This is a genomic window from Halomonas jincaotanensis (genome assembly GCF_018448785.1).
GTDB lineage: Bacteria > Pseudomonadota > Gammaproteobacteria > Pseudomonadales > Halomonadaceae > Halomonas > Halomonas jincaotanensis.
Genome location: NZ_JAHCLU010000008.1, coordinates 61,100 through 83,703 on the forward strand (window position 1 = coordinate 61,100; position 22,604 = coordinate 83,703).

General features: G+C 64.3%; 24 protein-coding genes. 14 read left to right on the plus strand and 10 right to left on the minus strand.

All coding sequences use genetic code 11. From position 1 onward, the window contains the following. Positions 1 to 3: 3 nt before the first annotated feature. Entirely contained in the window at positions 4 to 1,167 is a 1,164-nt protein-coding gene (locus KG088_RS08985) for an alpha/beta hydrolase (protein WP_213825183.1), read from the minus strand. 226 nt (positions 1,168 to 1,393) lie between these two features. Here KG088_RS08985 and KG088_RS08990 point away from each other — a divergent pair, with 226 nt between their 5' ends. Further along, entirely contained in the window at positions 1,394 to 2,077 is a 684-nt protein-coding gene (locus KG088_RS08990; protein ID WP_213825184.1) for a hypothetical protein, read from the plus strand. A 135-nt stretch (positions 2,078 to 2,212) separates the two neighbouring features. Then, positions 2,213 to 2,689, plus strand: a complete 477-nt coding sequence (locus KG088_RS08995) for a peroxiredoxin (protein WP_213825185.1) — start codon at positions 2,213 to 2,215, stop codon at positions 2,687 to 2,689. Positions 2,690 to 2,747: 58 nt separating this feature from the next. Here the strand turns inward: KG088_RS08995 and dkgB are convergent, their stop codons facing one another. Further along, positions 2,748 to 3,560: a 2,5-didehydrogluconate reductase DkgB gene (dkgB, locus tag KG088_RS09000; RefSeq protein WP_213825186.1), complete on the minus strand. Its 813-nt coding sequence runs from the start codon at positions 3,558 to 3,560 to the stop codon at positions 2,748 to 2,750. A 130-nt stretch (positions 3,561 to 3,690) separates the two neighbouring features. On the opposite strand from dkgB, the gene KG088_RS09005 reads away from it, so the two are divergent. The 4 genes from KG088_RS09005 to KG088_RS09020 all read left to right on the plus strand — a co-directional run bounded on the left by KG088_RS09005 (position 3,691) and on the right by KG088_RS09020 (position 7,070). Then, on the plus strand, positions 3,691 to 5,061 hold the full coding sequence (locus KG088_RS09005) for a CHAD domain-containing protein (RefSeq protein ID WP_213825187.1): 1,371 nt from the start codon (positions 3,691 to 3,693) through the stop codon (positions 5,059 to 5,061). An 88-nt stretch (positions 5,062 to 5,149) separates the two neighbouring features. After that, positions 5,150 to 5,923 carry a pseudouridine synthase gene (locus tag KG088_RS09010; RefSeq protein ID WP_213825188.1) on the plus strand — a complete coding sequence of 258 codons (774 nt, stop codon included), beginning with the start codon at positions 5,150 to 5,152 and terminating at the stop codon, positions 5,921 to 5,923. Positions 5,924 to 5,997: 74 nt separating this feature from the next. After that, positions 5,998 to 6,846, plus strand: coding sequence for a tRNA cyclic N6-threonylcarbamoyladenosine(37) synthase TcdA (tcdA, locus tag KG088_RS09015; protein ID WP_319941412.1), 849 nt, complete (start codon positions 5,998 to 6,000; stop codon positions 6,844 to 6,846). Further along, positions 6,843 to 7,070 (plus strand): DUF1653 domain-containing protein, encoded by a 228-nt coding sequence (locus tag KG088_RS09020; RefSeq protein ID WP_213825190.1) that lies wholly within the window; start codon positions 6,843 to 6,845, stop codon positions 7,068 to 7,070. The genes tcdA and KG088_RS09020 overlap by 4 nt, the downstream gene beginning before the upstream one ends. Positions 7,071 to 7,184: 114 nt before the next feature. Here KG088_RS09020 and bfr read toward each other — a convergent pair whose 3' ends face one another. From bfr to lptF, 5 genes are all read right to left on the minus strand, one after another. Next, positions 7,185 to 7,667 carry a bacterioferritin gene (bfr, locus tag KG088_RS09025; protein WP_213825191.1) on the minus strand — a complete coding sequence of 161 codons (483 nt, stop codon included), beginning with the start codon at positions 7,665 to 7,667 and terminating at the stop codon, positions 7,185 to 7,187. A 237-nt stretch (positions 7,668 to 7,904) separates the two neighbouring features. Beyond that, positions 7,905 to 8,111 (minus strand): (2Fe-2S)-binding protein, encoded by a 207-nt coding sequence (locus KG088_RS09030; RefSeq protein ID WP_213825192.1) that lies wholly within the window; start codon positions 8,109 to 8,111, stop codon positions 7,905 to 7,907. Between the two features lie 132 nt (positions 8,112 to 8,243). After that, positions 8,244 to 8,726 carry an RDD family protein gene (locus KG088_RS09035; protein WP_213825193.1) on the minus strand — a complete coding sequence of 161 codons (483 nt, stop codon included), beginning with the start codon at positions 8,724 to 8,726 and terminating at the stop codon, positions 8,244 to 8,246. A gap of 54 nt (positions 8,727 to 8,780) precedes the next feature. Then, entirely contained in the window at positions 8,781 to 9,845 is a 1,065-nt protein-coding gene (lptG, locus tag KG088_RS09040; RefSeq protein WP_213825194.1) for an LPS export ABC transporter permease LptG, read from the minus strand. After that, on the minus strand, positions 9,842 to 10,924 hold the full coding sequence (gene lptF / locus KG088_RS09045; RefSeq protein WP_213825195.1) for an LPS export ABC transporter permease LptF: 1,083 nt from the start codon (positions 10,922 to 10,924) through the stop codon (positions 9,842 to 9,844). Before lptF ends, lptG begins: the two co-directional genes overlap by 4 nt. 182 nt (positions 10,925 to 11,106) lie before the next feature. On the opposite strand from lptF, the gene KG088_RS09050 reads away from it, so the two are divergent. The 5 genes from KG088_RS09050 (at position 11,107) to KG088_RS09070 (ending at position 17,978) form a co-directional block, all read left to right on the plus strand. Further along, a complete protein-coding gene (locus KG088_RS09050; RefSeq protein ID WP_213825196.1) occupies positions 11,107 to 12,633 on the plus strand; it encodes a leucyl aminopeptidase in 1,527 nt (508 codons plus the stop codon). After that, complete coding sequence (locus KG088_RS09055) at positions 12,634 to 13,083, plus strand: DNA polymerase III subunit chi (protein ID WP_213825197.1); 450 nt, start codon at positions 12,634 to 12,636, stop codon at positions 13,081 to 13,083. Positions 13,084 to 13,212: 129 nt separating this feature from the next. After that, positions 13,213 to 16,077 carry a valine--tRNA ligase gene (locus tag KG088_RS09060; protein WP_213825198.1) on the plus strand — a complete coding sequence of 955 codons (2,865 nt, stop codon included), beginning with the start codon at positions 13,213 to 13,215 and terminating at the stop codon, positions 16,075 to 16,077. A 152-nt stretch (positions 16,078 to 16,229) separates the two neighbouring features. Continuing rightward, on the plus strand, positions 16,230 to 16,796 hold the full coding sequence (locus KG088_RS09065) for a TetR/AcrR family transcriptional regulator (protein ID WP_213825199.1): 567 nt from the start codon (positions 16,230 to 16,232) through the stop codon (positions 16,794 to 16,796). Between the two features lie 21 nt (positions 16,797 to 16,817). Next, positions 16,818 to 17,978 (plus strand): MFS transporter, encoded by a 1,161-nt coding sequence (locus KG088_RS09070; protein ID WP_213825200.1) that lies wholly within the window; start codon positions 16,818 to 16,820, stop codon positions 17,976 to 17,978. Positions 17,979 to 18,018: 40 nt separating this feature from the next. On the opposite strand, the gene KG088_RS09075 is transcribed toward KG088_RS09070, so the two are convergent. Together KG088_RS09075 and KG088_RS09080 are read right to left on the minus strand one after the other, a co-directional pair. Beyond that, complete coding sequence (locus tag KG088_RS09075) at positions 18,019 to 19,044, minus strand: sensor domain-containing diguanylate cyclase (protein WP_250148170.1); 1,026 nt, start codon at positions 19,042 to 19,044, stop codon at positions 18,019 to 18,021. Positions 19,045 to 19,454: 410 nt separating this feature from the next. After that, positions 19,455 to 19,904 (minus strand): META domain-containing protein, encoded by a 450-nt coding sequence (locus tag KG088_RS09080; RefSeq protein WP_213825202.1) that lies wholly within the window; start codon positions 19,902 to 19,904, stop codon positions 19,455 to 19,457. Positions 19,905 to 19,999: 95 nt separating this feature from the next. Between KG088_RS09080 and KG088_RS09085 the strand changes: the two genes are divergently transcribed. Continuing rightward, positions 20,000 to 20,404 carry a DoxX family protein gene (locus KG088_RS09085; protein WP_213825203.1) on the plus strand — a complete coding sequence of 135 codons (405 nt, stop codon included), beginning with the start codon at positions 20,000 to 20,002 and terminating at the stop codon, positions 20,402 to 20,404. 42 nt (positions 20,405 to 20,446) lie between these two features. On the opposite strand, the gene KG088_RS09090 is transcribed toward KG088_RS09085, so the two are convergent. Further along, positions 20,447 to 20,887: a VOC family protein gene (locus KG088_RS09090; RefSeq protein ID WP_213825204.1), complete on the minus strand. Its 441-nt coding sequence runs from the start codon at positions 20,885 to 20,887 to the stop codon at positions 20,447 to 20,449. A 94-nt stretch (positions 20,888 to 20,981) separates the two neighbouring features. On the opposite strand from KG088_RS09090, the gene KG088_RS09095 reads away from it, so the two are divergent. Continuing rightward, a complete protein-coding gene (locus KG088_RS09095; RefSeq protein WP_213825205.1) occupies positions 20,982 to 21,518 on the plus strand; it encodes a DNA-3-methyladenine glycosylase I in 537 nt (178 codons plus the stop codon). 15 nt (positions 21,519 to 21,533) lie between these two features. After that, positions 21,534 to 22,604, plus strand: a complete 1,071-nt coding sequence (locus KG088_RS09100) for a metal-dependent hydrolase (protein WP_213825206.1) — start codon at positions 21,534 to 21,536, stop codon at positions 22,602 to 22,604.

Genomic DNA, 22,604 nt, shown 5'->3' on the forward strand with positions numbered 1-22,604 from the left:
GCCTCACTGCTGCTGCTCGCCCAGCCTCAACACATGATTGACGGCGCGCCATAGCCCCCAGCCGTCGCGCCATCCCGGCGACACCGCCACATGCTCAAGCCCACTGGCCTCGAACAGACGCGCCTGCCCCTCCGGCAGCGCATCGCGTAGCCGCCGGCTATGGCTGAACGGAATCACCCGATCCTGCGGCCCGTGGATCAATACCAGCTCCGCCTCCAGCCTGTCGAGGTCGCGCTTCGAGAGATCCAGCGCCTCGAGCTCGGCGATCAACGACGGCGGCAGCGCGTCGATCAGCACCTCCACCCGCGCCGGGTCCTGGTTGGTCACCAGGGCGTAGAGCGCCCTGCCTTGCGGGCCGAGTCCTTCCAGTTCCTCGGCTGTTTCTGTCACTACTGGCTCGGCTTCTGCTGAATCAGCCTCGGAAGCCAGCCTGCGCCTCGCGATGGCGCTAAGCTGCTCTCGGTCGCGTTCGTCATCCAGCCAGTGCAGCTGGCTCATAAGCACCGCCCAGCGCGCCTCCCGCTGTGGTGGCGGTGCCGCCTCGCCCGCGCCGTGGCGATCCTCACCGGTGGTGACATAGCGCAGCATGTCCGTCAGGTCATAATAGCCGCCCACGGAGACTATGAAGCTCACCCGCGCCTTGGTGTCCTCCTGCAGGGAGGCAATCACTGCCGGCCCGACCGCAAAGCTAATGGCCGCCAGCGCCGCCTTGGACTCCTCCTCTGGCAGTGACTGCGTGGAGTGGCGAATGGCGTCGGCGATGGCCTCGACCTCGCGCGTGCTGATCGAATAATCGCGCAGCCCCTCAAGCTCAGGCACCATCACCGTGAAGCCCACGCGCGACAGCGTGGTCGCGAACTCCACCAGGCGCGGGTCGCGACGACCGTCCTCGGTGAAGCCATGCACCAGGATCATCACGCCCCGCTCTGGCGTCGCCGGGTGATAGACATCCGCCCGGTAGTCACGACCCTCCTGCGCATAACGGATGCCCTCGCGGGTCGGGGCCTGGGTACGCGCCTTGAGCCGGCTTTCCTCGCTGCCTGCGGATAGATCACCCAGCACCAGCAAGGCCTCATGACCCCGACTGAGGCTGCTGCACCCCGCTAGCGGGAAGAGGATGACGACCAAGACCGCCAGAAAGACGGATTGGCGCAGAGAAAGACGCAACGCGGCTCGGCTCGCTTGTGCCGTCAGGTGACATCCTCCCGGTAGGTCGCGTCCGCGAACTCGATGAGACAGAACCCATGGCCGAAGGGGTCCGAGAAAGTGACGCATTCTGGAATTGTTCTTACGGCTTTAAGGCGTATCGTTTCAAGCTAGTGACCCGCCGTAAGGGCGTCAAACGGGGGCGAAAGGCCTGGGTGAAGGACCATCAGCAGAAGGCAAGAAATAAATGAAGCTCCGTAACATTGCCCATTACGCGACAACCCGCAGGATTACAGCCGTTGTGGCCCTAGCCATCCTCTTCCTCGCTTTCAGGTTCTTCCTGACGGAGCGCATGGAGGGCGGGCCCTTCGTCAGCATGCTGACACTTGGACTGGGCTTGCTTGGCATTTCTTTGGTATGGGATCGGGTCGAGCAGTTCACGCTGTTTGGAAGCGAGATCAAGCTTAGAAACTTGACCAAGAGTGCCGAGCACATGCTTTCGAACCTGAGTGAGAGCAGGGTCTCTCTGTATCGAATTGCACTACACCTCGTTAAGCGGGAGGCTGGGGGTCCTGATGACCTTTTTGACTCTCGCGACGAACGAAGCGTTGATGCTTTAGACCTGCTCAGGGAAATCGACAAAGCCGACCTGATTGAGCCGCTAGCGTCCGATATTACGGCAACGCTTGATGTGATCATCGACAAGACGCATTCCAGGCTACTCGAAGCCCCGTTATTCGAGCGGCAAGGCGCGGCGCCAGGTCCTGACGAGATACTCAGGCTCTATGACGAGCACGCCATTGGCAATTTCACCGCTGTACGCCAGGAAATACCGACCGACACACGCCTCTCCGAAACCGTCGAACAACTCCGGCTGATGCTTGAGTACCGCCACAAGGCGTCTACTGCGCTCCGGGCCAGTAGACACTAGCACTGCGCCGATTCCATCCATGAAGCGGGCGTGGCGGTTCAAGGGGCATTGGCGAATGGCGCGGGAGGCATCACACTGGTGGCACGCCCCAGAGGGGCGATCATTCGTTTCATTACCCAGCGCACAGGAAAATCCATGACCATTAGCCAGGGCGACAAGATTCCCGACGTGACGATCAAGACCAACGGCCCGGAAGGCCCGCAGGATATTTCCACCGGTGAGCTCTTTGCCGGCAAGCAGGTGGTGCTCTTCGCGGTGCCCGGGGCCTTCACGCCCGGCTGCTCCAACACCCATATGCCGGGGTTCGTGGTCAACGCCGACAAGATCCTCGCCAAGGGCGTGGACACCATTGCCTGCATGGCGGTGAACGATGCCTTCGTGCTCGACGCCTGGCAGAAGGCCCAGAACGCCGAGGCTTTCACCATGCTGGCCGACGGCAACGCCGAGTTCGCCCGGGCGCTGGGCACCGAAATGGACGCCTCCGGTGGCGGCATGGGCATCCGCAGCCGGCGCTTCGCGCTGATCGCCAATGACGGCGTGGTCGAGTACATCGGCATCGACGCCAAGGGCGTAGACAAGAGCAGTGCCGACAGCGTGCTTGCCCAGCTCTAGCCAACCGGGTATTAACTGGTCTACTCGTTACCCGACATCCACACGGCTAGACAACGCATCACGCATCCCAGCTGGGGGCGAAGTCCGGGTCGGCGATGCGCTCGCCGCGATCCAGGGCGGCGATGGCGTCGCGTTCGGCCTGGCTCAGCTCGATCCGCAGGGCCTCCATGTTGCTCTGCAGGTTCTCGGCCTTGGTGGAAGACGGAATCGCCACGATGCCCCGCGAGACGACCCAGGCCAGGGCGATCTGCGCCGGGGTGGCGTCGTGCTCGTCGGCGATGCGCTTGAGGGTGTCGTCCTTCATCACCTTGCCGACCGCCAGCGGCATGTAGCCGGTCACGGTGAGGCCCAGGCGCTGACAGTGCTCGACGAGCTTGTGGTTCTGCAGGAAGGGATGCACCTCGACCTGGTTGGTCAACAGGGCATCGGCGCCGAGGAGTTCGACGGCCTGGTCAACCTGAGCGATGGTGAAGTTGGACACCCCGATATGCCGCGCCTTGCCGGCCTGCTGTACCTCCCGCAGGGCGCCCAGGTATTCGGCCATGGGCACCGCGTCATCGGGTGAGGGCCAGTGGATCAACAGCAGGTCTACGTAGTCGGTACCGAGCTTGGCCAGACTCTCGTCGACGCTGGCCTTGAGCACCTGAGGCTCGAGCCTGTCGTACCAGACCTTGGTGGTGAGGAAGATGTCCTCTCGCGACAAATCGCTTTCGGCAATCGCCGCCCCGACGTCGGCCTCGTTTCCGTACATCTGGGCCGTGTCGATGTGGCGAAAGCCGCATGCCAGCGCGGCATGAACCGACTGCTTGAGGGTGTCGCCCTCGAGGCGGAAAGTGCCGAGACCGGGATTGGGTAGGGTGGTGAAACTCATGGGGACTCCTTGTCCAAGCGAATGGCGAAACGCGCGATGGCCATGTTAGGTAGATGCGGGAGCCTCGCCCCAACTTCAAGGCCATGATATAGGCTGTCGATGAGATACACCGTTCATCCCGAGGATGGCCATGAAGCATCTATTCCTGATCCGACACGCCAAGGCACGCCGCAGCGCTACCCCCGACCCACAACGCCAGCTGCAAAAGCGTGGTCAGCGCCAGCTAGCTGCCATGGGGACACCGCTGCAACGGCTCGGTGCCTTCGCGGGAGACATTCATGTCAGCACGGCGACCCGGGCACAACAGACCCTTCAGGAGCTGGATGCCGCCCTTCCCGAGCTCGACCTGGCCAGGCGCGCCCAGCACGATGGCGCCCTGTATACGTTCGACGAAGCGACGCTGCGCGGATGGCTGAAAACCACCAACGCCGATCCTGCCACCCTCACCCTGATTGGCCATAATCCGGCCCTGCTGGACCTGGCTCGGCGACTTGCCGACTCGCCACCCGAGCGCTTGCCTACGGCGGGCATGCTCCATATCACCCTGCCGAGCGAGACCTGGCGCAAGCTCGGCAAGGGCCACGGTACCCTGGTGGCAAGCTTGACACCCGCAGAGGCGAGTCATGCGCTGTTCAAACGCCGCGCCCCCAAGTCACCCAAACTCTCGGGTAGCAACCTCCCCAAGCGCATCAGAGGGCAGCTGCGCCATCAGTACCGGATGATTCGTGCCCTCGAGCCCGGCGTCCGCGCCGGCTGGGACCCCGAGTTCCTGCACCAGTACCGAGTCAATCTGCGTCGCAGTCGCGCCATCACTGAGTCGCTGCTGGCCGTCGCCCCCGCGCCCAAGGTGAAGAAGGCACTCAAGGGAGTGAAGCGTCGCGCCCGCGCCACCAGCCGGTTGCGTGACCTCGAGGTCTTCCTCGAAACCGTGGTGAAAACCAAAACCACTACCGAACACGACAACGATGCCATCCAGGCCTTACGGGACTGGTTGCGACAAGAGGCGGCGGCAGAACACGCCGGGCTCCGCCGGCAACTCGCCTCACGAGACTACGCCAGGAAAATGCAACACTGGCGACGCTGCCTGGACACGAAGGCTTTCCACAACCTGCTGGCCGCCGCCAACCAAGAACGAATCGAAGCGGTGCTGGACCAGCGCATCGCTCGCCACGACGACCAATGGCGAGACCTGGACGCGTCGTCTTCGGACGAGGCCCAGCATGAGCTGCGCAAGACGGTGAAGCGCATCCGTTACCAAGCAGAGCTAGGCCCCGATCGACACCACGACCTACTCCAGCGCCTCAAGACCCGCCAGAAACTGCTTGGTGACTTCCAGGACCTGACCACTCAACTCGGGTTAATGCTTGAATTCAGCGGCTCGGAAATGGCCCGGCGCCTTTCGACTGAGGCAAACCAGGCTTTCGAAAACTGGCAAGAGCAACTGAGCGCGCGGCACCAGACCTTGCGACAGGAAATCCGGCAACTGGGGCCACTAGGATGACAGTACCGCCTCGGGCAGCGACAATAGTGCCCTCTCTATCGTTTCTTTACCCTTGCCCTTGTGCCTTTTATCCTGTGCCGACGCTGCCATGACACCACCGCTGACTCTACTCTACCGCGACGATCACCTGGTCGCTGTGCACAAGCCGGCGGGCCTGCTGGTGCATCGAACGGCACTCGCCCACGGCGAGCGCGAGTTCCTGTTGCAGCAGCTGCGTGACCAGATTGGCCAGCGGGTCTATCCGGTGCATCGGCTGGACCGCCCGACATCCGGGGTGATGGTGTTCGCGCTGTCGCCCGAGGTGGCCACCCCCTTGGTTGCGGCCTTTTCGGCGCGCCGGGTGGCGAAGCGCTATCTGGCGGTGGTGCGCGGCGTGGGCCCCGAACAGGCACGCCTCGACTACGCCCTACGCGAGGAGGACGGCCGACGCCCCAAGGCGGAAATGCCGGCACTGGCCGCCATCACCGAGGTTAGGCGACTGGACAGCGTCGAACTACCGGTGAACGTCGATCGCTATCCCCAGGCGCGCTATTCACTGATGGAGGCGCGACCAATGACCGGGCGACGTCACCAGATTCGCCGCCACCTCTCGCGCCGCGGCTATCCGATCATCGGCGATGCCAAGCACGGCAAGAGCAACCACAATCGCTTCTTCAAGGAGCAGTTGGGCTGCCCTCACTTGTTATTGGCGGCGGTCGGCCTGGTCTTCGATCACCCGGTCGACGGACGCCCGCTGCGGCTGACCTGCGGCCTCGAGCCGACGATGGCGAGCCTGCTTGAACGTTTCGGCTGGGCCGGTCACCTGCCGGTGAACCAGGCGCGGTTCGAAGCGTCCACTGTCGACCCTGCCCCGACCCCATGACGCTCCATCCGATGACACCCATGCCCATAAGCGATTCCCCGACCTCATTTGAAAACGACTCCTTGAGCGACGCCGTGACACAAGACCTGCCGCCTTTCACCAGCCATCCTGGTGATGACCACGAGCTGCGCTTCGGGGGTATCCGCCGGCTCTACGGCAATCGCGCCTTCGCGCGTTTTCGCCGTGCGCATGTGGTCGTGGTCGGCGTGGGTGGAGTGGGCAGCTGGGCGGTCGAGGCGCTGGCCCGCTCGGGTATCGGCAAGCTGACGCTGATCGATCTGGACGATGTCTGCGTGTCTAACGTCAACCGCCAACTGCACGCGTTGGACGGTACCATCGGGCGCCCCAAGGTCGAGGTACTGGCAGAACGCTGCCGGGCCATCCAGCCGGAGATCGAGGTGGTCGCCGACAGCGCCTTCGTCACGCCGCACAATCTTGCCGTGCGCCTCCCCGATGATGCCGACCTGGTGCTCGATGCCATCGACAGCGTGGTGGCCAAGGCGGCGCTGATCGCCTGGTGCAAGCGCCGCAAGCTGCCGATCGTAGTGACCGGGGCGGCCGGCGGCCAGACCGACCCGACGCGCATTCGCGTAGCGGATCTGTCGCGTACCGAGCACGACCCACTGCTCGCCAAGGTGCGCGCGCGATTGCGTCGCGATTTCGGCTTCTCGCGTAATCCCAAGCGGCGCTTCTCGGTGGAGTGCGTCTATTCCGACGAACAATTGGTCTATCCTGCCAGCGATGGCGAGGTGTGCTTCCAGAAGCCGAGCACCGGCGAGGCCACCCGGCTTGATTGCGCCTCGGGATTCGGCGCCGCCACCTTCGTCACCGGCAGTTTCGGCTTCGTCGCCGCCTCCCGTGCCCTGGCGCGACTGGCCAAGCAGGCGGCTATCCGCCCCCCGACCGAAGGAGCCACGACATGAGCCAAGCCCTCCCTGTTCCCGGCATCTACTCTCACTACAAGGGCCATTACTACGAGTTGCTTGGCGTCGCCCATCACAGCGAGACCGAGGAGCCGTTGGTGGTCTATCGCGCGCTCTACGGCGATTACGGCCTATGGGTGAGACCGCTGGAGATGTTCACGGAAACCGTCGAGGTACAGGGCGAGCCGGTGCCGCGGTTCGCGCTGGAGAAGGCCTTTTCTTGACAAGGACGTTGCCTGACGCGGCAGCCTTGAGCCCGCCCGTTGCCTGCCGAACACGACAAAACGCCCCGCTACAGACAGCGAGGCGCTAAAGGCAGGCAGTAGAGGCCGCTAAGATTACTCGTCGCCGGCTTCCTGCATCTGCTTTTGCATGTAGTTCTCGATGCCCACCTTGTCGATCAGGCCGAGTTCGGTCTCGATATTATCGATATGGTCTTCCTCGTCAGCGAGGATGTCGCGGAAGAGATCACGGCTGACGTAGTCCTTGACCTGCTCACAGTGGGTGATCGCCTCGATGTAGTCCTGGCGGCCCTCGTGCTCGATCTTCAGATCGCATTCGAGCATCTCGCGCACATTCTCGCCGATGTGCAGCTTGCCGAGATCCTGGAGGTTGGGCACGCCCTCGAGGAAAAGGATGCGCTCGATCAGCTTGTCGGCGTGCTGCATCTCCTCGATGGACTCATCGTATTCCCACTTGGTCAATGCCTTGAGGCCCCAGTCCTTGTACATCTTGGCGTGCAGGAAATACTGATTGATGGCCACCAGCTCGTTGCCGAGCGCGGTGTTGAGATATTCGATGACCTTGATATCACCTTTCATCGTCGTGCTCCCTCATTGTCGCGGTCAGGTGTCGGGGCTTGCCGAGGCAGTACTGCCGAGCATGCATTCCATGCCACTCAGTATGAATGACACACCTTGGTATTGGCTAGTCGACGTAAGAAGGGCCGACAACGACAACAGTCTGGGGCCAGCTTTGGAGCGGTTTGAACGGTACGAAGCCCCGGTGGCGCGTGCCGCTGCCTGGGGGGAAGGCAGCGCGGAGAAGCCATCATGCAATCATACCGCGTAGGCGAGATCGGCGGTGGCAGCGTTAAGCTCTCTGACCACGGCCTCGCGGGTCACGTTCTTGCCCAGGCAGGCGCATTTTCCGCACTGGGTGCCGCAGCCGGTATCGGCCTGCACCTCGCGCCAGCTGCGCGCCCCATCCTCGACGGACTGGCGGATCTGGTGGTCCGTCACACTCTTGCAGATACAGACATACATTCGCCTCACCTCGTTCGTCAGCGCTACCCGAAGACCGTGATATCAAATGTAAACGATTCGCATGGTGTATTACAACAAGAATCCGTACCTTTTTTGTCCTGTTTATTTCGAACGCGCTAAACGGCCGAAGTTTCAGCGCCTCTTGTCGGGCTTGGGCAGCACGACGACCTGGCTTCGCGAGACGATATCGCCCCAACTGCGTCGCTGAGGATCGAACAGCGTCCACCAGTAACCAAGCCCCAGGGCAGCCAGCGATACCCAAGCCATCAGAAAGCGCACCATTGCCTGAACCGGGGTGATCGAGGCGCCGTCGAGGGTCTGCACACGTAGCCGCCAGGCTTGCATGCCCAGGGTCATGCCGCCACGCACCCAGAAGAAGGCGAAGAAGGCATAAGCACTGAGCAGCAACAGCCCCCGCAGCGACAGCACCTGAGCCAGCCCGCTACCGACCTCCTCGGGCGGCAGCCCCAGCACCAGGCGCATGGTGACCAGGTGCAGCGCCGTGACCAGCAGCCATATCGCCGCAACCAGAAAGCCGTCGTAGAGCATGGCGCCCAGCCGCCGGCCGAGACCGGCGGGCCAGACGTCGTCGAGTTGGTCGAAGCGTCGTTGCATGTCGAGCCCTTAGCGGTTCAGGTAACGCCCTGGCGGGGCGGAGAGTACAGCGTCTCAGCCGGTGCGTCGCAGCAGATAGAGCCCCAGCACCGCGCAGATCAGCGTCGGCGCCAGCACCGCCCAGGCCGGCGAAAAACCGAAGATCGTCGATGCCGGGGCCAGCAGATCCTGCAGATACTTGAAGGAAAGCCCGGTGATCACCCCGTAGAACACCCGCGTGCCGGCGGCCACGGTGCGCAGCGGCCCGAACACGAACGACGCCGCCACCAGCACCAGTGAGGCCAGCGTCAGCGGCAACAGCAGCTTCTGCCAAAAATGCAGCAGCGGCGCGGAGGCCTCCTGGCCCTGGGTGCGAAGGTAACGGGAAAGCGCCCACAGCTCGCTTGGCGCCTGGCTTTCGACCTCGCGCAACAAGCGGCCAAGCTGGTCGGGCGTCAGGTCTGTCTCCCAAACCAGGGTGTCGTGGTGTTCGACCTCGGTGCTCGATTCTTCGAAACGCGTCACGGCCGCTTCCTCGAGCTGCCATTGATCGCCTTGCCACACCGCCCGTTGCGCACTGACGGCCTCGCGCAGCTGCTGCCCGTCAAAGTGGTAACGGGTCAGGTCGAGCACGGTGTCATCGGCGCGAATGGCGCCGAAGCGGTAGAAACTGTCGCCCTCGCGCTGCCAGCCGCCGCGCTGGGTGACCACGGCGCCTTCGCCCTGGATTTGCTCTAGCCGCCAGGCGCTGGCGAACTGTTCGGTCCGCGGGCTGACGTATTCGGCCATCAGCAGCAACAGCACGACGACCAGCAACACCGGTTTCATCACGCCCCATAGGATGCGAGTCAGCGAGCGCCCGGCGGCACGCATCACCGTCAGCTCGTTGCTCGAGGCCATGGTGCCAAGCCCGATCAGGGCACCGATCAGCACGCCCACCGGGGCGTATTGATAGAAGCGCCAGGGCAGACGCATCAGCAAGAAGACGAAGACCTGAAATGCGCCATAGTCGCCCTCGATGTCGCCAAGGTCGTTAATGTAGGTGATCACCAGATCGAGCCCCAGCAGCACCACCTGCACCACGAGGATAGCGCCGAGTACATGGCGGGCGATGTAGCGGTCCAGACGGTCGGTGATCATCCGCTCATCCCCTTGCGCTGTGCGTTGGCCATCATCGCCAGGCCGAGGGCCAGAAACCCGGCGTGTATTGGCCACATGCCCACTGCCACCGGCAGGCTGCCGCGGCCGATGGCGTCCAGGGCGGCGAGCAGCAGGCTAAGGTAGGCAATATGCAGGAAGATCGCCGGCAGCAGCTTGGCGAAGCGTCCCTGACGTGGGTTGACGCGTGACAGCGGCATGGCGAGAAGCGTCAGCACGAACACCATCAGCGGCATGCTAAGGCGCCACTGAAGCTGCGCCTGGGCTTCCGGGTCGTCATCATCGAACAGGGCGGCAGTGGTGGCATACTCCGGCGAGTATAGCTCTGCACGATCCTCGGCCCGCGACAGGCGTACGGCATAGGTCTCAAAGATCAGCCGCTCGGCCTGATGGCGGCCCGGTTCGACGCTGTAGCGCTCACCGTCGGCCAGCACCAGAAAGCGGCTGCCGGTCTCGTCGTCGACCACCTGATAGCCCTGATCGGCGCGGGTGACCACGCTCTCGGGGGTGCCGTCGCGGCGTTGCTGGCGTTCACTGATAAAGACGCTCTGCATGCGAGTGCGGTCATCGTTGTAGGCTTCGGTATAAGCGGTACGGCCGCCGCCAAAGTCCTGGAAGCGCCCCGGTGCCAGGGCCGAGAAATCGATCTGGCTGCGCTGATCCTCGATCATTACCTCGTTCTGCAGGGCTCCCGCCGGCGTGAGCAAAAGGCTGCACAGTCCTACCAGTACCGCCACCACGGCGGCCGGCACCAGGCTCACCTGCAGCAGCTTCAGCGGGCTGGTCCCACAAGCCACCAGCACGGTGATCTCGCTGTTCAGGTAGAGCTGGCCATAGGCCAGCAGAATGCCCAGAAAGAACGCCAGCGGCAGGATCAGCTCCAGAAATCCGGGCAGATGAAAGAGCATCAGGGTACCGAGAATGCTTGCCGGAATCTCGCCCTCGGCGGCATTACTGAAGTAGCGAATGAAGCGACTGCCCATGATCACCAGCAGCAGCACGCCGGCGACCGCCGTCATGGTCAGCAGGATCTCGCGGGTCAGGTAACGAAAGATGATCATGCAGCGGCCTTCCATGCATTCGGGCCATGTGTTGGGTACACTGACGTGACACGGCCGAGTGCCGGCATTATCCAGAATCCCCCTATTTTTGTAACCCTTGGCTTTGTAAACCTTGAGTGTCGTTACTCTTGGGCTTGCTAGCCCCCGGACCGCAACCCTATCGCTTGTCTTGTGGAGACACCATGGAATTCCCAGTTCAGACCGCCAACCCCGTCAAGACCGAGACGTCCTGTCTTGTGGTACCGGTGTTCAATGACGGCGAACTGTTGCCCACCGCGGCCAAGCTCGACGACGCCACCGAGCGCCTGATCGGCCAGTTGATCGAGCGCGGCGACTTCGAGGCCAAGCTGGGCAACTTCCAGATGATCCCCTTCGCGCCAGGCATCGGTGCCGAGCGCCTGCTGCTGGTGGGCCTGGGAGAACGCGACAAGCACCGGGAAGGTGCCTTCCGCAAGGCGTTGGACGCCGCTTTCACCGCCCTGGCGAAACTGCCGGTGGACGCCGCCGCCGTGGCCTTCACTGATGTGCCGCTGCCCGAGCGCGCTTGCCACTGGAAGGCCCGCATGGTCGCCGAGGCGGCCCATCGCGCCATCTACCGCTTCGACGAGTTCAAGTCCGAGAAGACCCCGCGCTCGCGTCTCGAGCAGGTGACCCTGCTGGTCAGCGAGAGCGGCGATTCCGCGGCTGCCCGGGAAGGGGCGCGCATCGGTGACGCCATCGGCGAGGGCGTCGCCTACACGCGCACCCTCGGCAACCTGCCGCCCAACGTGTGTACGCCGCGCTACCTGGCCGAGCAGGCCGAGACATTGAGCGCGGCATCGGACGGTGCGCTCTCGGTCGACATCCTCGATGAAGAGGCGCTGGAACGCCTGGGCGCCAATAGCCTGCTCGCCGTGGGTCGTGGCAGTGCCGAGCCGTCGCGGCTGATCGTTATGAGTTACCAAGGCGCGGAAAGCCCCGACGACGCCCCGCACGTGCTGGTGGGCAAGGGCATCACCTTCGATACCGGCGGCATCTCGCTCAAGCCCGGCGAGGCCATGGACGAGATGAAATTCGACATGTGCGGCGCCGCCAGCGTCTTAGGTACCGTCAAGTCGATACTCGCCATCAAGCCCAAGCTCAACTTGGTCTTCGTCGTCGCCGCGGCCGAGAACATGCCCGACGGTCGCGCCGTCAAGCCCGGCGACATCTTGAAGACCCTCAAGGGGCTCACGGTCGAGGTGCTCAATACCGACGCCGAGGGGCGCCTGGTACTCTGCGACGCCCTGACCTACGTCGAGCGTTTCCAACCGGCGAGCGTGGTCGATATCGCCACCCTCACCGGCGCCGCCATCGTGGCGCTTGGCCACCACGCCACCGGCCTGCTCGCCAACGACGACGACCTGGCCCTCGACCTGCTCGACGCCGGCACCACCGCCTGGGACCGCGCCTGGCACCTGCCGCTGTGGGACGAATATCAGGAACAGCTCGACTCCAACTTCGCCGATCTCGCCAATATCGGCGGCAAGCCGGCGGGCACCATCACCGCCGCTTGCTTCCTGTCGCGCTTCGCCGACCAGTTCCCCTGGGCGCACCTGGATATCGCCGGCACCGCCTGGCACTCCGGCAAGCAGAAAGGCGCCACCGGCCGCCCGGTGGGGCTGCTGACCCAGTACCTGCTCGACCGTGAGGAAGTGGCCCGCAGCGTGGAGAACGGCAAAGAGCTGTAAATGACCCAGGTCGATTTCTACATCCTACCCGACACCACCCTTGAGGCACGTCTCGGCTTCGCCTGCCGGCTGGCCGAGACGATCTACCGCAAGGGCTATCGGCTGCACCTGCACGCCGAGGACGAGGCCATGGCCCGCGACTTCGACGAGCGGCTATGGTGTTTCCGCCCGGACGCCTACGTGCCCCACGCCCTGCTTGACAGCGACATGGCGGACAGCGTGCCGGTGACCATCGGCTGGTCGGACCCGCCGGCGCCGGACTTGAGCGTCCAGGCGATGCTCAACCTGCACCCGGGCATTCCGGAATGGTTCTCGCGCTTCGAACGGGTCGCCGAGATCATCAACCAGCATCAGGATGTGCTCACCGCCAAGCGCGAGTGCTGGCAGACTTACCGCAAGCGGGGTTATCCGGTCACGCCGCACCACCTGAAAGGCCAGGCGCAACGCTAGCGCAAGCGTGAGCTGCGGCTAACGCCGTGCCATGACGGCGCCCCGGCACAGGGGGTATAATCCTCTCCATTTTCGCCACCTGCCGGCGACGCCCCGTGCGCCGACGACACGCCAGAGCCGACCGATTCCATGGACAAGACGTACCAACCCGAGCAGATCGAATCCCGCTGGTATCAGCGCTGGGAAGCCGACAACCGCTTCGCCCCTTCTGGCGAGGGCAAGCCCTACTCCATCATGATCCCGCCGCCCAACGTCACCGGCAGCCTGCACATGGGCCATGCCTTCCAGGTCACCATCATGGACACCCTGATCCGCTGGCGACGAATGCAAGGCCACAACACCCTCTGGCAGGTCGGGGCCGACCACGCCGGCATCGCGACGCAAATGCTGGTCGAGCGCAAGATCGCCACCGAGGAAGGCAAGACCCGCCACGACCTGGGGCGCGAGGCCTTTATCGACAAGGTATGGGAGTGGAAGCAGGAATCCGGCGGGCATATTACTCGCCAGCTGCGCCGCATGGGCGCCAGCGTCGACTGGAGCCGTGAGCGCTTCACCATGGACGACGGCTTCTACAAGGCGGTGCAGGAAGTCTTCGTGCAGCTCTTCGACGACGACCTGATCTATCGCGGCAAGCGGCTGGTCAACTGGGACCCGACCCTGCTTACCGCGATTTCCGATCTCGAGGTGGAGAACCGCGACCAGCAGGGCCAGTTCTGGCATTTCCGCTATCCGCTGGCCGACGGCGTGACCACCGACGCGGGCCACGACCATCTGGTCGTTGCCACCACCCGTCCCGAGACCCTGCTCGGTGATAGCGGCGTTGCCGTCAACCCGGAAGACCCCCGCTACGCCTCGCTGGTCGGCAAGTTCGTGACGCTTCCGCTGGTCGGCCGGCGCATCCCCATCGTCGCCGACGAGCACGCCGACATGGACAAGGGCTCGGGCTGCGTGAAGATCACCCCGGCCCACGATTTCAACGACTACGAGGTCGGCCGTCGCCAGACCCTGCCGTTGATCAACGTCTTCACCCAGGACGCCCGCATCCTCGAGCGCGCCGAGGCCTACGACATCCAGGGCCGTCCGCTGCCCGACATCGACCCGACCCTGCCCGCCAAGTACGCCGGGCTCGACCGCTTCGCGGCGCGCAAGCAACTTGTTGCCGACATGTACGCCGCGGGTCTGCTCGAGCAGGTCGAGACGGTCAACAACACCCTGCCCTATGGCGACCGCTCCGGCGATATCATCGAGCCGCTACTGACCGACCAATGGTTCGTGGCGGTGGAGAAGCTGGCCCGGCCCGCCATCGAGGCGGTGGAAAACGGCGACATCCAGTTCGTGCCCAAGAACTACGAGAACATGTACTTCGCCTGGATGCGCGACCTGCAGGACTGGTGCATTTCGCGCCAGCTGTGGTGGGGCCACCGCATCCCCGCCTGGTACGACAAGGCCGGCAACGTCTATGTGGCCCGCAGCGAAGCGGAGGCCCGCGACAAGCACGGTCTCGCCGCCGACCTGACGCTGACCCAGGACGACGACGTGCTCGATACCTGGTTCAGCTCGGGCCTGTGGACCTTCGGTACCCTCGGCTGGCCCGAGAAGACGCCGGAACTCGAGACCTTCCATCCCTCCAGTGTCTTGGTCACCGGCTTCGACATCATCTTCTTCTGGGTCGCGCGGATGATCATGCTGACCCTGAAGTTCACGGGCGAGGTGCCCTTCAAGCAGGTATACGTGCATGGCCTGGTGCGCGACGGCCAGGGCCAGAAGATGTCCAAGTCCAAGGGCAACGTGCTCGACCCCATCGACCTGATCGACGGCATCGCCCTCGAGGATCTGGTCGAGAAGCGTACCGGCAGCCTGATGCAGCCGCAGAAGGCCAAGGCCATCGCCAAGGCCACCCGCGACGAGTTCGCGGGCGGCATCGAGGCCCACGGCACCGACGCGCTGCGCTTCACCTTCCTGTCGCAGGCCACCACCGGGCGCGACATCAAGTTCGACATGGGCCGCCTCGACGGCTACCGCAACTTCTGCAACAAGCTGTGGAACGCCTCGCGCTACGTGCTGATGAACGCCGAGGGCGAGGATTGCGGCGTCTCTCTTGAAGGTCAGGACAACAATGAGGTCGAGCTGTCGCTGGCCGACCGCTGGATCGTCTCGCGCCTGCAGCAGACCGAGGCCCAGGTGACCAGGGCCATGGAGGATTTCCGCTTCGACCATGCCTCCCAGGCGCTCTACGACTTCGTGTGGAACGAATACTGCGACTGGTACCTCGAGCTCTCCAAGCCAGTGATGTGGGACGACGGGGCCAGCCCCGCCGCCAAGCGCGGCACCCGTCGCACCCTGGTGCGCGTACTCGAGACGATCCTGCGCCTGGCCCACCCGATGATGCCGTTCATCTCCGAGGAGATCTGGCAGCGCGTCGCCCCCCTGGCCAGCAAGGCGGCAGGCGATGGCAGCGAATCGATCATGAATCAGCCCTGGCCGCAGGCCGAGGAAGCGAGGATCGACGAGGCGGCCACGCGCGACATCGAGTGGGTGAAGGACGTCATCGTCGCGGTGCGCAACGTTCGCGCCGAGATGAACCTCTCCCCTGGCAAGCCGCTGGACGTGCTGCTGACCAAGGGCAGCCCGGGCGATCGCGAACGCCTCGAGGCCAACCGGCCGTTCGTCGCCAAGCTGGCCAAGCTGGCGCGCATCGAGTGGCTCGAGGACCCCGAGCAGGCGCCGCTCTCGGCCACGCAGCTGGTCGGCGAGATGGAAGTGCTGGTGCCCATGGCCGACCTGATCGACAAGGACGCCGAGCTCGCCCGTCTCGCCAAGGAAATCGACAAGCAGGACAAGCTGATCGGCGGCATCGAGAAGAAGCTCGGCAATGAAAGCTTTGTCGCCAAGGCCCCCGAAGCGGTCGTCGAGAAGGAACGCGGCAAGCTGGCGGATTTCCATGCCGCCCGCACGCTGCTCGTCGAACAGCGCGACAAGATCGCCGCAATGTAATCAGCAGCCCACTGCCCTTTCCAACCGTCCTAGATGCCAACGGCCCGCCGATGCGGGCCGTTGGCGTTCCGTGCTGGCCAGAATGTCATCGCGTTTGACATCGTCGGGTGTCTTGTATTTATATAGAATGGTCTATATAGGAATAATCACCGATGCCAGCCTCCAAGCGCGACCAGCTGCTCGCCACGGCCGAGCAACTCTTCTATGAACAGGGATTCCACGCCACCGGGATCGACCGCATCGTGGCGGCTGCCGGGGTGGTGCGCATGACGCTCTACAACCACTTCGCCTCCAAGGAGGCCCTGGTGGCGGCCGTGCTGGCGGCCCGCCATGAGCGCTTCATCGCCAGCCTCGATGCGGCAGTCGCCGCGGCATCGCCGGGCCAGGCGACACGTGCCCTGGTCGATGCGCATAGCGAATGGCTGGAACGCTACAGCCAGCATGGCTGCATCATGGCCAAGGCGATGGGCGAGTTCGAAGAGCACAGCCCCGAAATCCACGCCCTGGCGGCGGCCGCCAAGACCGACCTGCTGGCACGCCTGGAAGCCGCCGTGGCGCGCGACGGGCTGGATCACCACGCCGGCCTGGCGCGACGTCTCTTCATGGTGTTGGAAGGCAGCAATACGGCGGTGGCCCTGCTGGGGGCCCAGACGGCCCTGGCCGACACGCTCGCGATAGTCGACACCCTCCTCGCCACTGCCCGGAGCGAGACCCGATGAAAACTCTCTCCCCCCCTCGGCATGGCAGCCCTCGGCAGCGGGGTCATTGCCATCACCTACGGCCTGGCCCGCTTCGTGTTCGGGCTCTTCTTGCCCGCGATGCGCGACGAGCTGACGATCACCCCGACCATGGCGGGGGTGATCGGCGCCCTGCCTTTCCTGAGTTTCGTCTTTGCGATCCTCGCCGCTACCTGGGTGATACGCCGCCTCGGGGTTCGTCGCACGGGGGTCGCGGCCGCCGGCCTGGCCGTGATCGGGCTGGTGACGATCGCCCTGGCGCCGTCGTCGTGGCTGCTGGCCGCCGGCGTGCTGATCTGCGGCATCAGCACCGGTCTGTCATCGCCGGTCATGGCGGAGGCGGTCCACCGGGTCGTGCCGACCTGGGTGATGCGCGGGCGGGTCAACGCCACCATCAATGCGGGCACCAGCTTGGGGATCGCGATCGCCATGCCGGCGGTGCTGATCTGGGCGGAGGCCTGGCGCAGCGCCTATCTTGGGTTCGCCGCCCTGGCGGCCCTGGGCACCCTGGCGGCTCTCTGCTATCTGCCGCGGGATGGCCAACACTCCTTTTCCTCGCAGCCTCGCCCGGCTGCCCTGTCGGCGAGCCGCTCACAGTGGTTCGGGATCGCCCGGCTGAGCGGCCTGGCCGTCGGCATGGGAGGCGTGAGTGCGGCCTACTGGGTGTTTGCCCCCGATGCGGTAATCAATGCCGGGGGGCTCGCGCCGAGCCAGACCGCCTGGATGTGGCTGGCCGTCGGCGTCGGGGGGCTGGCGGGCGCCGGCGCCGGTGACCTCATCGCGCGCCTCGGGCCTTCCCCCAGCCATGTGGTCGGCCTGGTGGTGATGTCTTCCAGCCTCGCGCTGCTGGCACTCGATCCGGGAAATTTCGCCCTTGCGCTGGCATCGGCGGCCCTGTTCGGCGCCGGGTACATGACGCTCAGCGGTTTCTACCTGGTCAGGAGCACCCAGATCATGACCGAGGCGCCCTCCTTCGCCCCGGTGCTGCCACTGCTCGCCACCTCGGTCGGCCAGGTTGCCGGCTCTCCACTGGCCGGCTGGCTGGTCGGGGCCGAAGGCCATGTCACTGCCTTCGTGCTCTTCGCTACCTCGGGCCTCGCTGTCGCGGGAGTGGGAGCGTGGTTACTGAAAGCGCGAGGCACCGTCGATTGGCACGCCAGTTGATAGGAGCGTTTTCTTTACGCTCGTGCGTAGGCTTCCCAGGTTAATGTTGAGGCGGCGTTCCTTGCGGCTCACAGACCGTACGGTTACGGCCTTGATCCTTGGCCTGATAGAGGAGCTCGTCGGTTTTCTGCAAGCACTCGTCCAGATTGCTGGAGCCGGTCAGTGAGCAAATCCCGATGCTGGCGGTGATGTACAAGGGAGGGGAGATGTCATCCAGCATTGCAGTGGTGGCCAGAATCTGGTGAAGCCGCTCCGCGGCGAGATGGGCTTCCGCTACGGAAGACCTCGGCAACATAACCACAAATTCCTCGCCGCCCCAGCGGCCTATCACATCGGCCTGCCGAAATACCTCCCGACACAGCTCGGTGAAGCGCACGAGGACTTCATCCCCGGCCTGGTGGCCCAGGGTGTCGTTGACCGTCTTGAAGAGGTCCAGGTCGATCAACATCAGAGCGGCAGGGGGAGCACCGCGCTGCATCAGCGCCACTTCCTGGTTGAGTCGCTGCTCGAAGGCCCGACGGTTGAGCAGGCCGGTGAGCGGGTCGGTAGCGGCACGCTTGGCCAGGTCGTGCCGCGCTGTCTCCAGCTCGCGGATAAGCTCGGCCTGCTCGCGGTGCGCCTGCATCAATTCCAGGTGGGCCATCACCTGGTTGGCAAGAGCTTGGAGGGCGAAACGTTGGCGTTCGCTCAGCTCGCGAGGCTGATAATCGAGGACACACAGCGTCCCCAGCGGATAGCCATCCTGGCTCTCCAGTAGCGCACCGGCATAGAAGCGTAAATGGGGTTCGCCGGTCACCAAGGGGTTGTTGGCGAAACGCGGGTCCAGGGTAGTGTCGGGTATGATGAATAGCCCCGGCTGCAGGATCGCGTGCGCACAGATCGAGATATCGAGTGGGGTCTCACGCACTCCGAGACCCTTTTCCGACTTGAACCACTGCCGATCGCGGTCAATGAAATTGATCACCGAGATGGGAGCCTCGCAGATGAGCGAGGCCACCTCGACGATATCGTCAAATGCAGACTCCTCTGGCGTGTCGAGGATCCGGTAGTCGGCCAGCGTCTGCAAACGCTGCGTTTCATACGCGTATGTGCAGAGAGGGGAGTTGTCAGTCATTAGCAGGAAGGCGTTCCGGCAAGACAATAAGAGGACGAGTCGAGCCCCACAGCCTCATCCCGCTCCAAGTCCAACAACGCGAATTTATTGGGCACTTCTGTACCTCTCTACGCGGAGTTCTGTTCGGATCGTTCCTGAGATACACGGAAGATAGTGAATGAGCCTCCTGTCATGAGCAAGCAGAACCTGGCCTGTGCGGCTTGCCTGTCAAACCAATAGCGAGCGGGCGGTGAAATCGATGAGCACCATCTGGCGACTCAGGCTTGGAGCGACTGAAGGTGGCGAGTCAGATCGCCTTCTCGAACGGTCGCAACCAGTTGGCGAGTCTGGTTCTCGAAGGTGAGATTCGACCGCCACACCGGTCAGCTGGCGCGGCGAAAGCCTCCCAACACTCGCTGGTTCGGGCCGAAGAACACCAGGCGGTCGTGATCGATCAGATAGCGATAGGCCGTCTCGAGCATCTCCCTGACGCGCTCGGCGTCCTCCGCCTCAGGGCAGCTCCGCCGAGTTGTAGCGAAGTCCTGGAACTCGATTCGCTGACGCTCGCCCAGGCGCACCTCGCCGCGAAGCGGGTTGCAGCCATCGCTGCCGCTGACGCTGCCGTCTCGAGCGATCACGAAATGTGCGCTCTCCGGCAACGAGAGTCGCTCGTGGGTTCCCACCAGCAGCAGGTTCCAGCGCGGCCCGACGATCGGCCCCGAGAGCTCGCCGCCTGGCTCTAGGCCCTCAGAGGCGGGCTGACTGCTGCACGCGGCAAGGGTCAGCACGCCGAGTAGCACGGCCAACGACTTGCTTAAACGATTGATCTTCATGGTATCTTCCTTGAGGCACACGGCGTGAACGAAAGCGCCAAGCTTGCCCCAATCGGGACACCGAGACAATTCCCGCCCTTCGACGAGGTCCCTACATGTTGCGTGCGATTCACAACGACGCCCTCGGCAAGCTGATCCTGCGCCTGGCCGTGGCCGGCCTGCTGCTGCCCCACGGCCTGACCAAGCTGCTGAACCCGGGCAGCCTGACCTGGATCGGTGACACCCTGGCCGGCCAGGGCCTGCCGACCTTTCTCGCCTATGGCGTGCTGGTCGGTGAGATCGTGGCGCCGGCCATGGCGCTGATCGGCTGGCAGACACGGGTTGCCGGCGCGCTGATGGCCATCAACATGCTGGTGGCCATCTTCCTGGTGCACATGAACGAGCTCAGCGTCTTTTCCGGCAACGGCGGCTGGGCACTGGAACTGCAGGGCCTGTTCCTGTTCGGCGCCCTGGCGCTCGTCTTTCTCGGCAGCGGGCGGATGGCCTGGCGACCAGACTGATCCGCCCTTCAGAGCGACAGCGCAACGAGCTTTGCCTGGATATCACCAGGTGCCGGTGTTTTCCATTGACGCCCAAGGCTCCTTCGGGGCCAGAGCGTCACCCTTCTGCAGCAGCTCCACGGAAATGTTGTCCGGGCTGCGCACGAAGGCCATATGGCCATCGCGCGGCGGCCGATTGATGGTCACGCCGTTGGCCTGCAGATGCTCGCAAAGGGCATAGATGTCGTCAACGCGATAGGCCAGGTGGCCGAAGTTGCGACCGCCCGAATACTCTTCAGGGTCCCAGTTGTAGGTCAGCTCGAGCTCCGGCGCCTTGAGCTCGGCAGAGCGTGACTCATCCTCGGGGGCGGCGAGGAAGACCAGGGTGAAGCGGCCCTTTTCGTTCTCCTTGCGGCGCACTTCCTTGAGACCCAGCAGGTCACAGAAGAAATGCAGCGAGGCGTCGAGGTCGCTGACGCGAATCATGGTATGAAGGTATTGCATGGCAGGATGTCTCCGGGTTCACTGATCGATCACGGTATCCTGACAAGCCTGGCCGCCCTTGCCAATCCCGGCGGGTGACAACGAGAGCCTTTCAATGAGCGACTACTGCGATCTCGCGCCGGGGCATCCATTTCACGGCCCCTATCACGACCACGAATACGGGTTTCCCGTGACCGACGACGACGAGCTCTTCGAACGCCTGGTGCTGGAGATCAACCAGGCGGGACTGTCTTGGCTCACCGTGCTCAAGAAGCGTGAGGCCTTCAAGAGAGCGTTCGAGGGCTTCGCGGTCGGTCGCGTGGCGACCTACGGCGAGGCCGAACGCACGCGCCTGCTCAGCGATGCCGACATCATCCGCAACCGCCTCAAGGTCGATGCCGCGATCCACAACGCCAAGGTTATCCGGCGTCTCCAGGCCGAGCACGGCAGCTTTCGCGCCTGGCTGGAAGAGCAGCATCCGCTGGCGCATGGCGACTGGGTCAGGCTGTTTAAGCGCACCTTTCGCTTCACCGGGCCGGAGATCGTCAACGAATTCCTGATGAGCACCGGCCACCTGCCGGGCGCGCATCACGATGGCTGCCCGGTGCAGGCGCGCATTCTGGACGCCGGCCCGGCCTGGACACGCATTTAACCAAGGACCTACGCGATGGATTCGATTACGCAGGCCGCCCTGGGCGCGGCGATCGGTGGCGCCGTGCTGGGCCGAAGGCTGGGCCGCAAGGCGGTGCTGATCGGCGCGGTGCTCGGCACCCTGCCCGATCTCGACGTGGTCATCGACTATGGTGACGCCGTGGCGAATGTCACCGAGCACCGTGGCTTCAGCCATTCGCTGTTCGTGCTAGCGGGGCTGGCAACGGCGCTGACCCTGCTGGCCTCGCGCTTCGCGCCGGCCCGCGATATCGGCCTGCGCCACTGGGGGCTGTTCTTCGGGCTCATCCTGCTGACCCACCCGCTGCTCGATGCCCTGACCACCTACGGCACCCAGATCTGGTGGCCACTCGACGTGCGCCCCACCGCCTGGCCGATCGTCTTCATCATCGACCCGCTGTATTCCCTGCCGCTGCTGATCGGCATCGTGGTGGCCCTCATTACCGGTAATGGTCGGCGCGGCCCCGCCTGGGGACTGGCGCTTTCGTGCGTGTATCTGGTGTTCGCTTTCGGCGCCAAGGTGGCGGTGGAACAACGGCTGGCGCCGGTGCTCGCCGAGCAGGGCCTGGAACAGGCGCCCCGGCTGGTGCAGCCCACGCCGTTCAATACCCTGTTGTGGCGGGTCACGGTGGCCGATGGCGACGTTTACCACGAAACCCTGGTGGGCCTGTTCGATGGGGACGAGGCACCGGCGTTCGAGACATTTTCGCGGGGCGCCAACCTAGAACCGATCGCGCTGGCAAGCCAACATGGCCGGCAGCTCGACTGGTTCGCCGGTCCGTTCCTGCGCTACGAGACCCGCGAGCTCGAGGGTCGCGAGACACTGATTGCCACCGACATACGACTGGGCTTTCCGGGCTTTCACCCCTTCGCCTTCACCCTGGCGACCCGCCAAAACGACACCTGGCAGCCCGTGGCGGTCACCACCCAATTACCATCGCCATCGCGGGGCAACCGCGAGGCGCTGACCCGGCTGGGCTCGCGAATCCTGACGCCGCAGCCGATGCTGTGCACCAGCGACTTCGTGCCGCCTCAGTGGCGGGTCTCGGCTCCATCGGCGTGCGGGTGA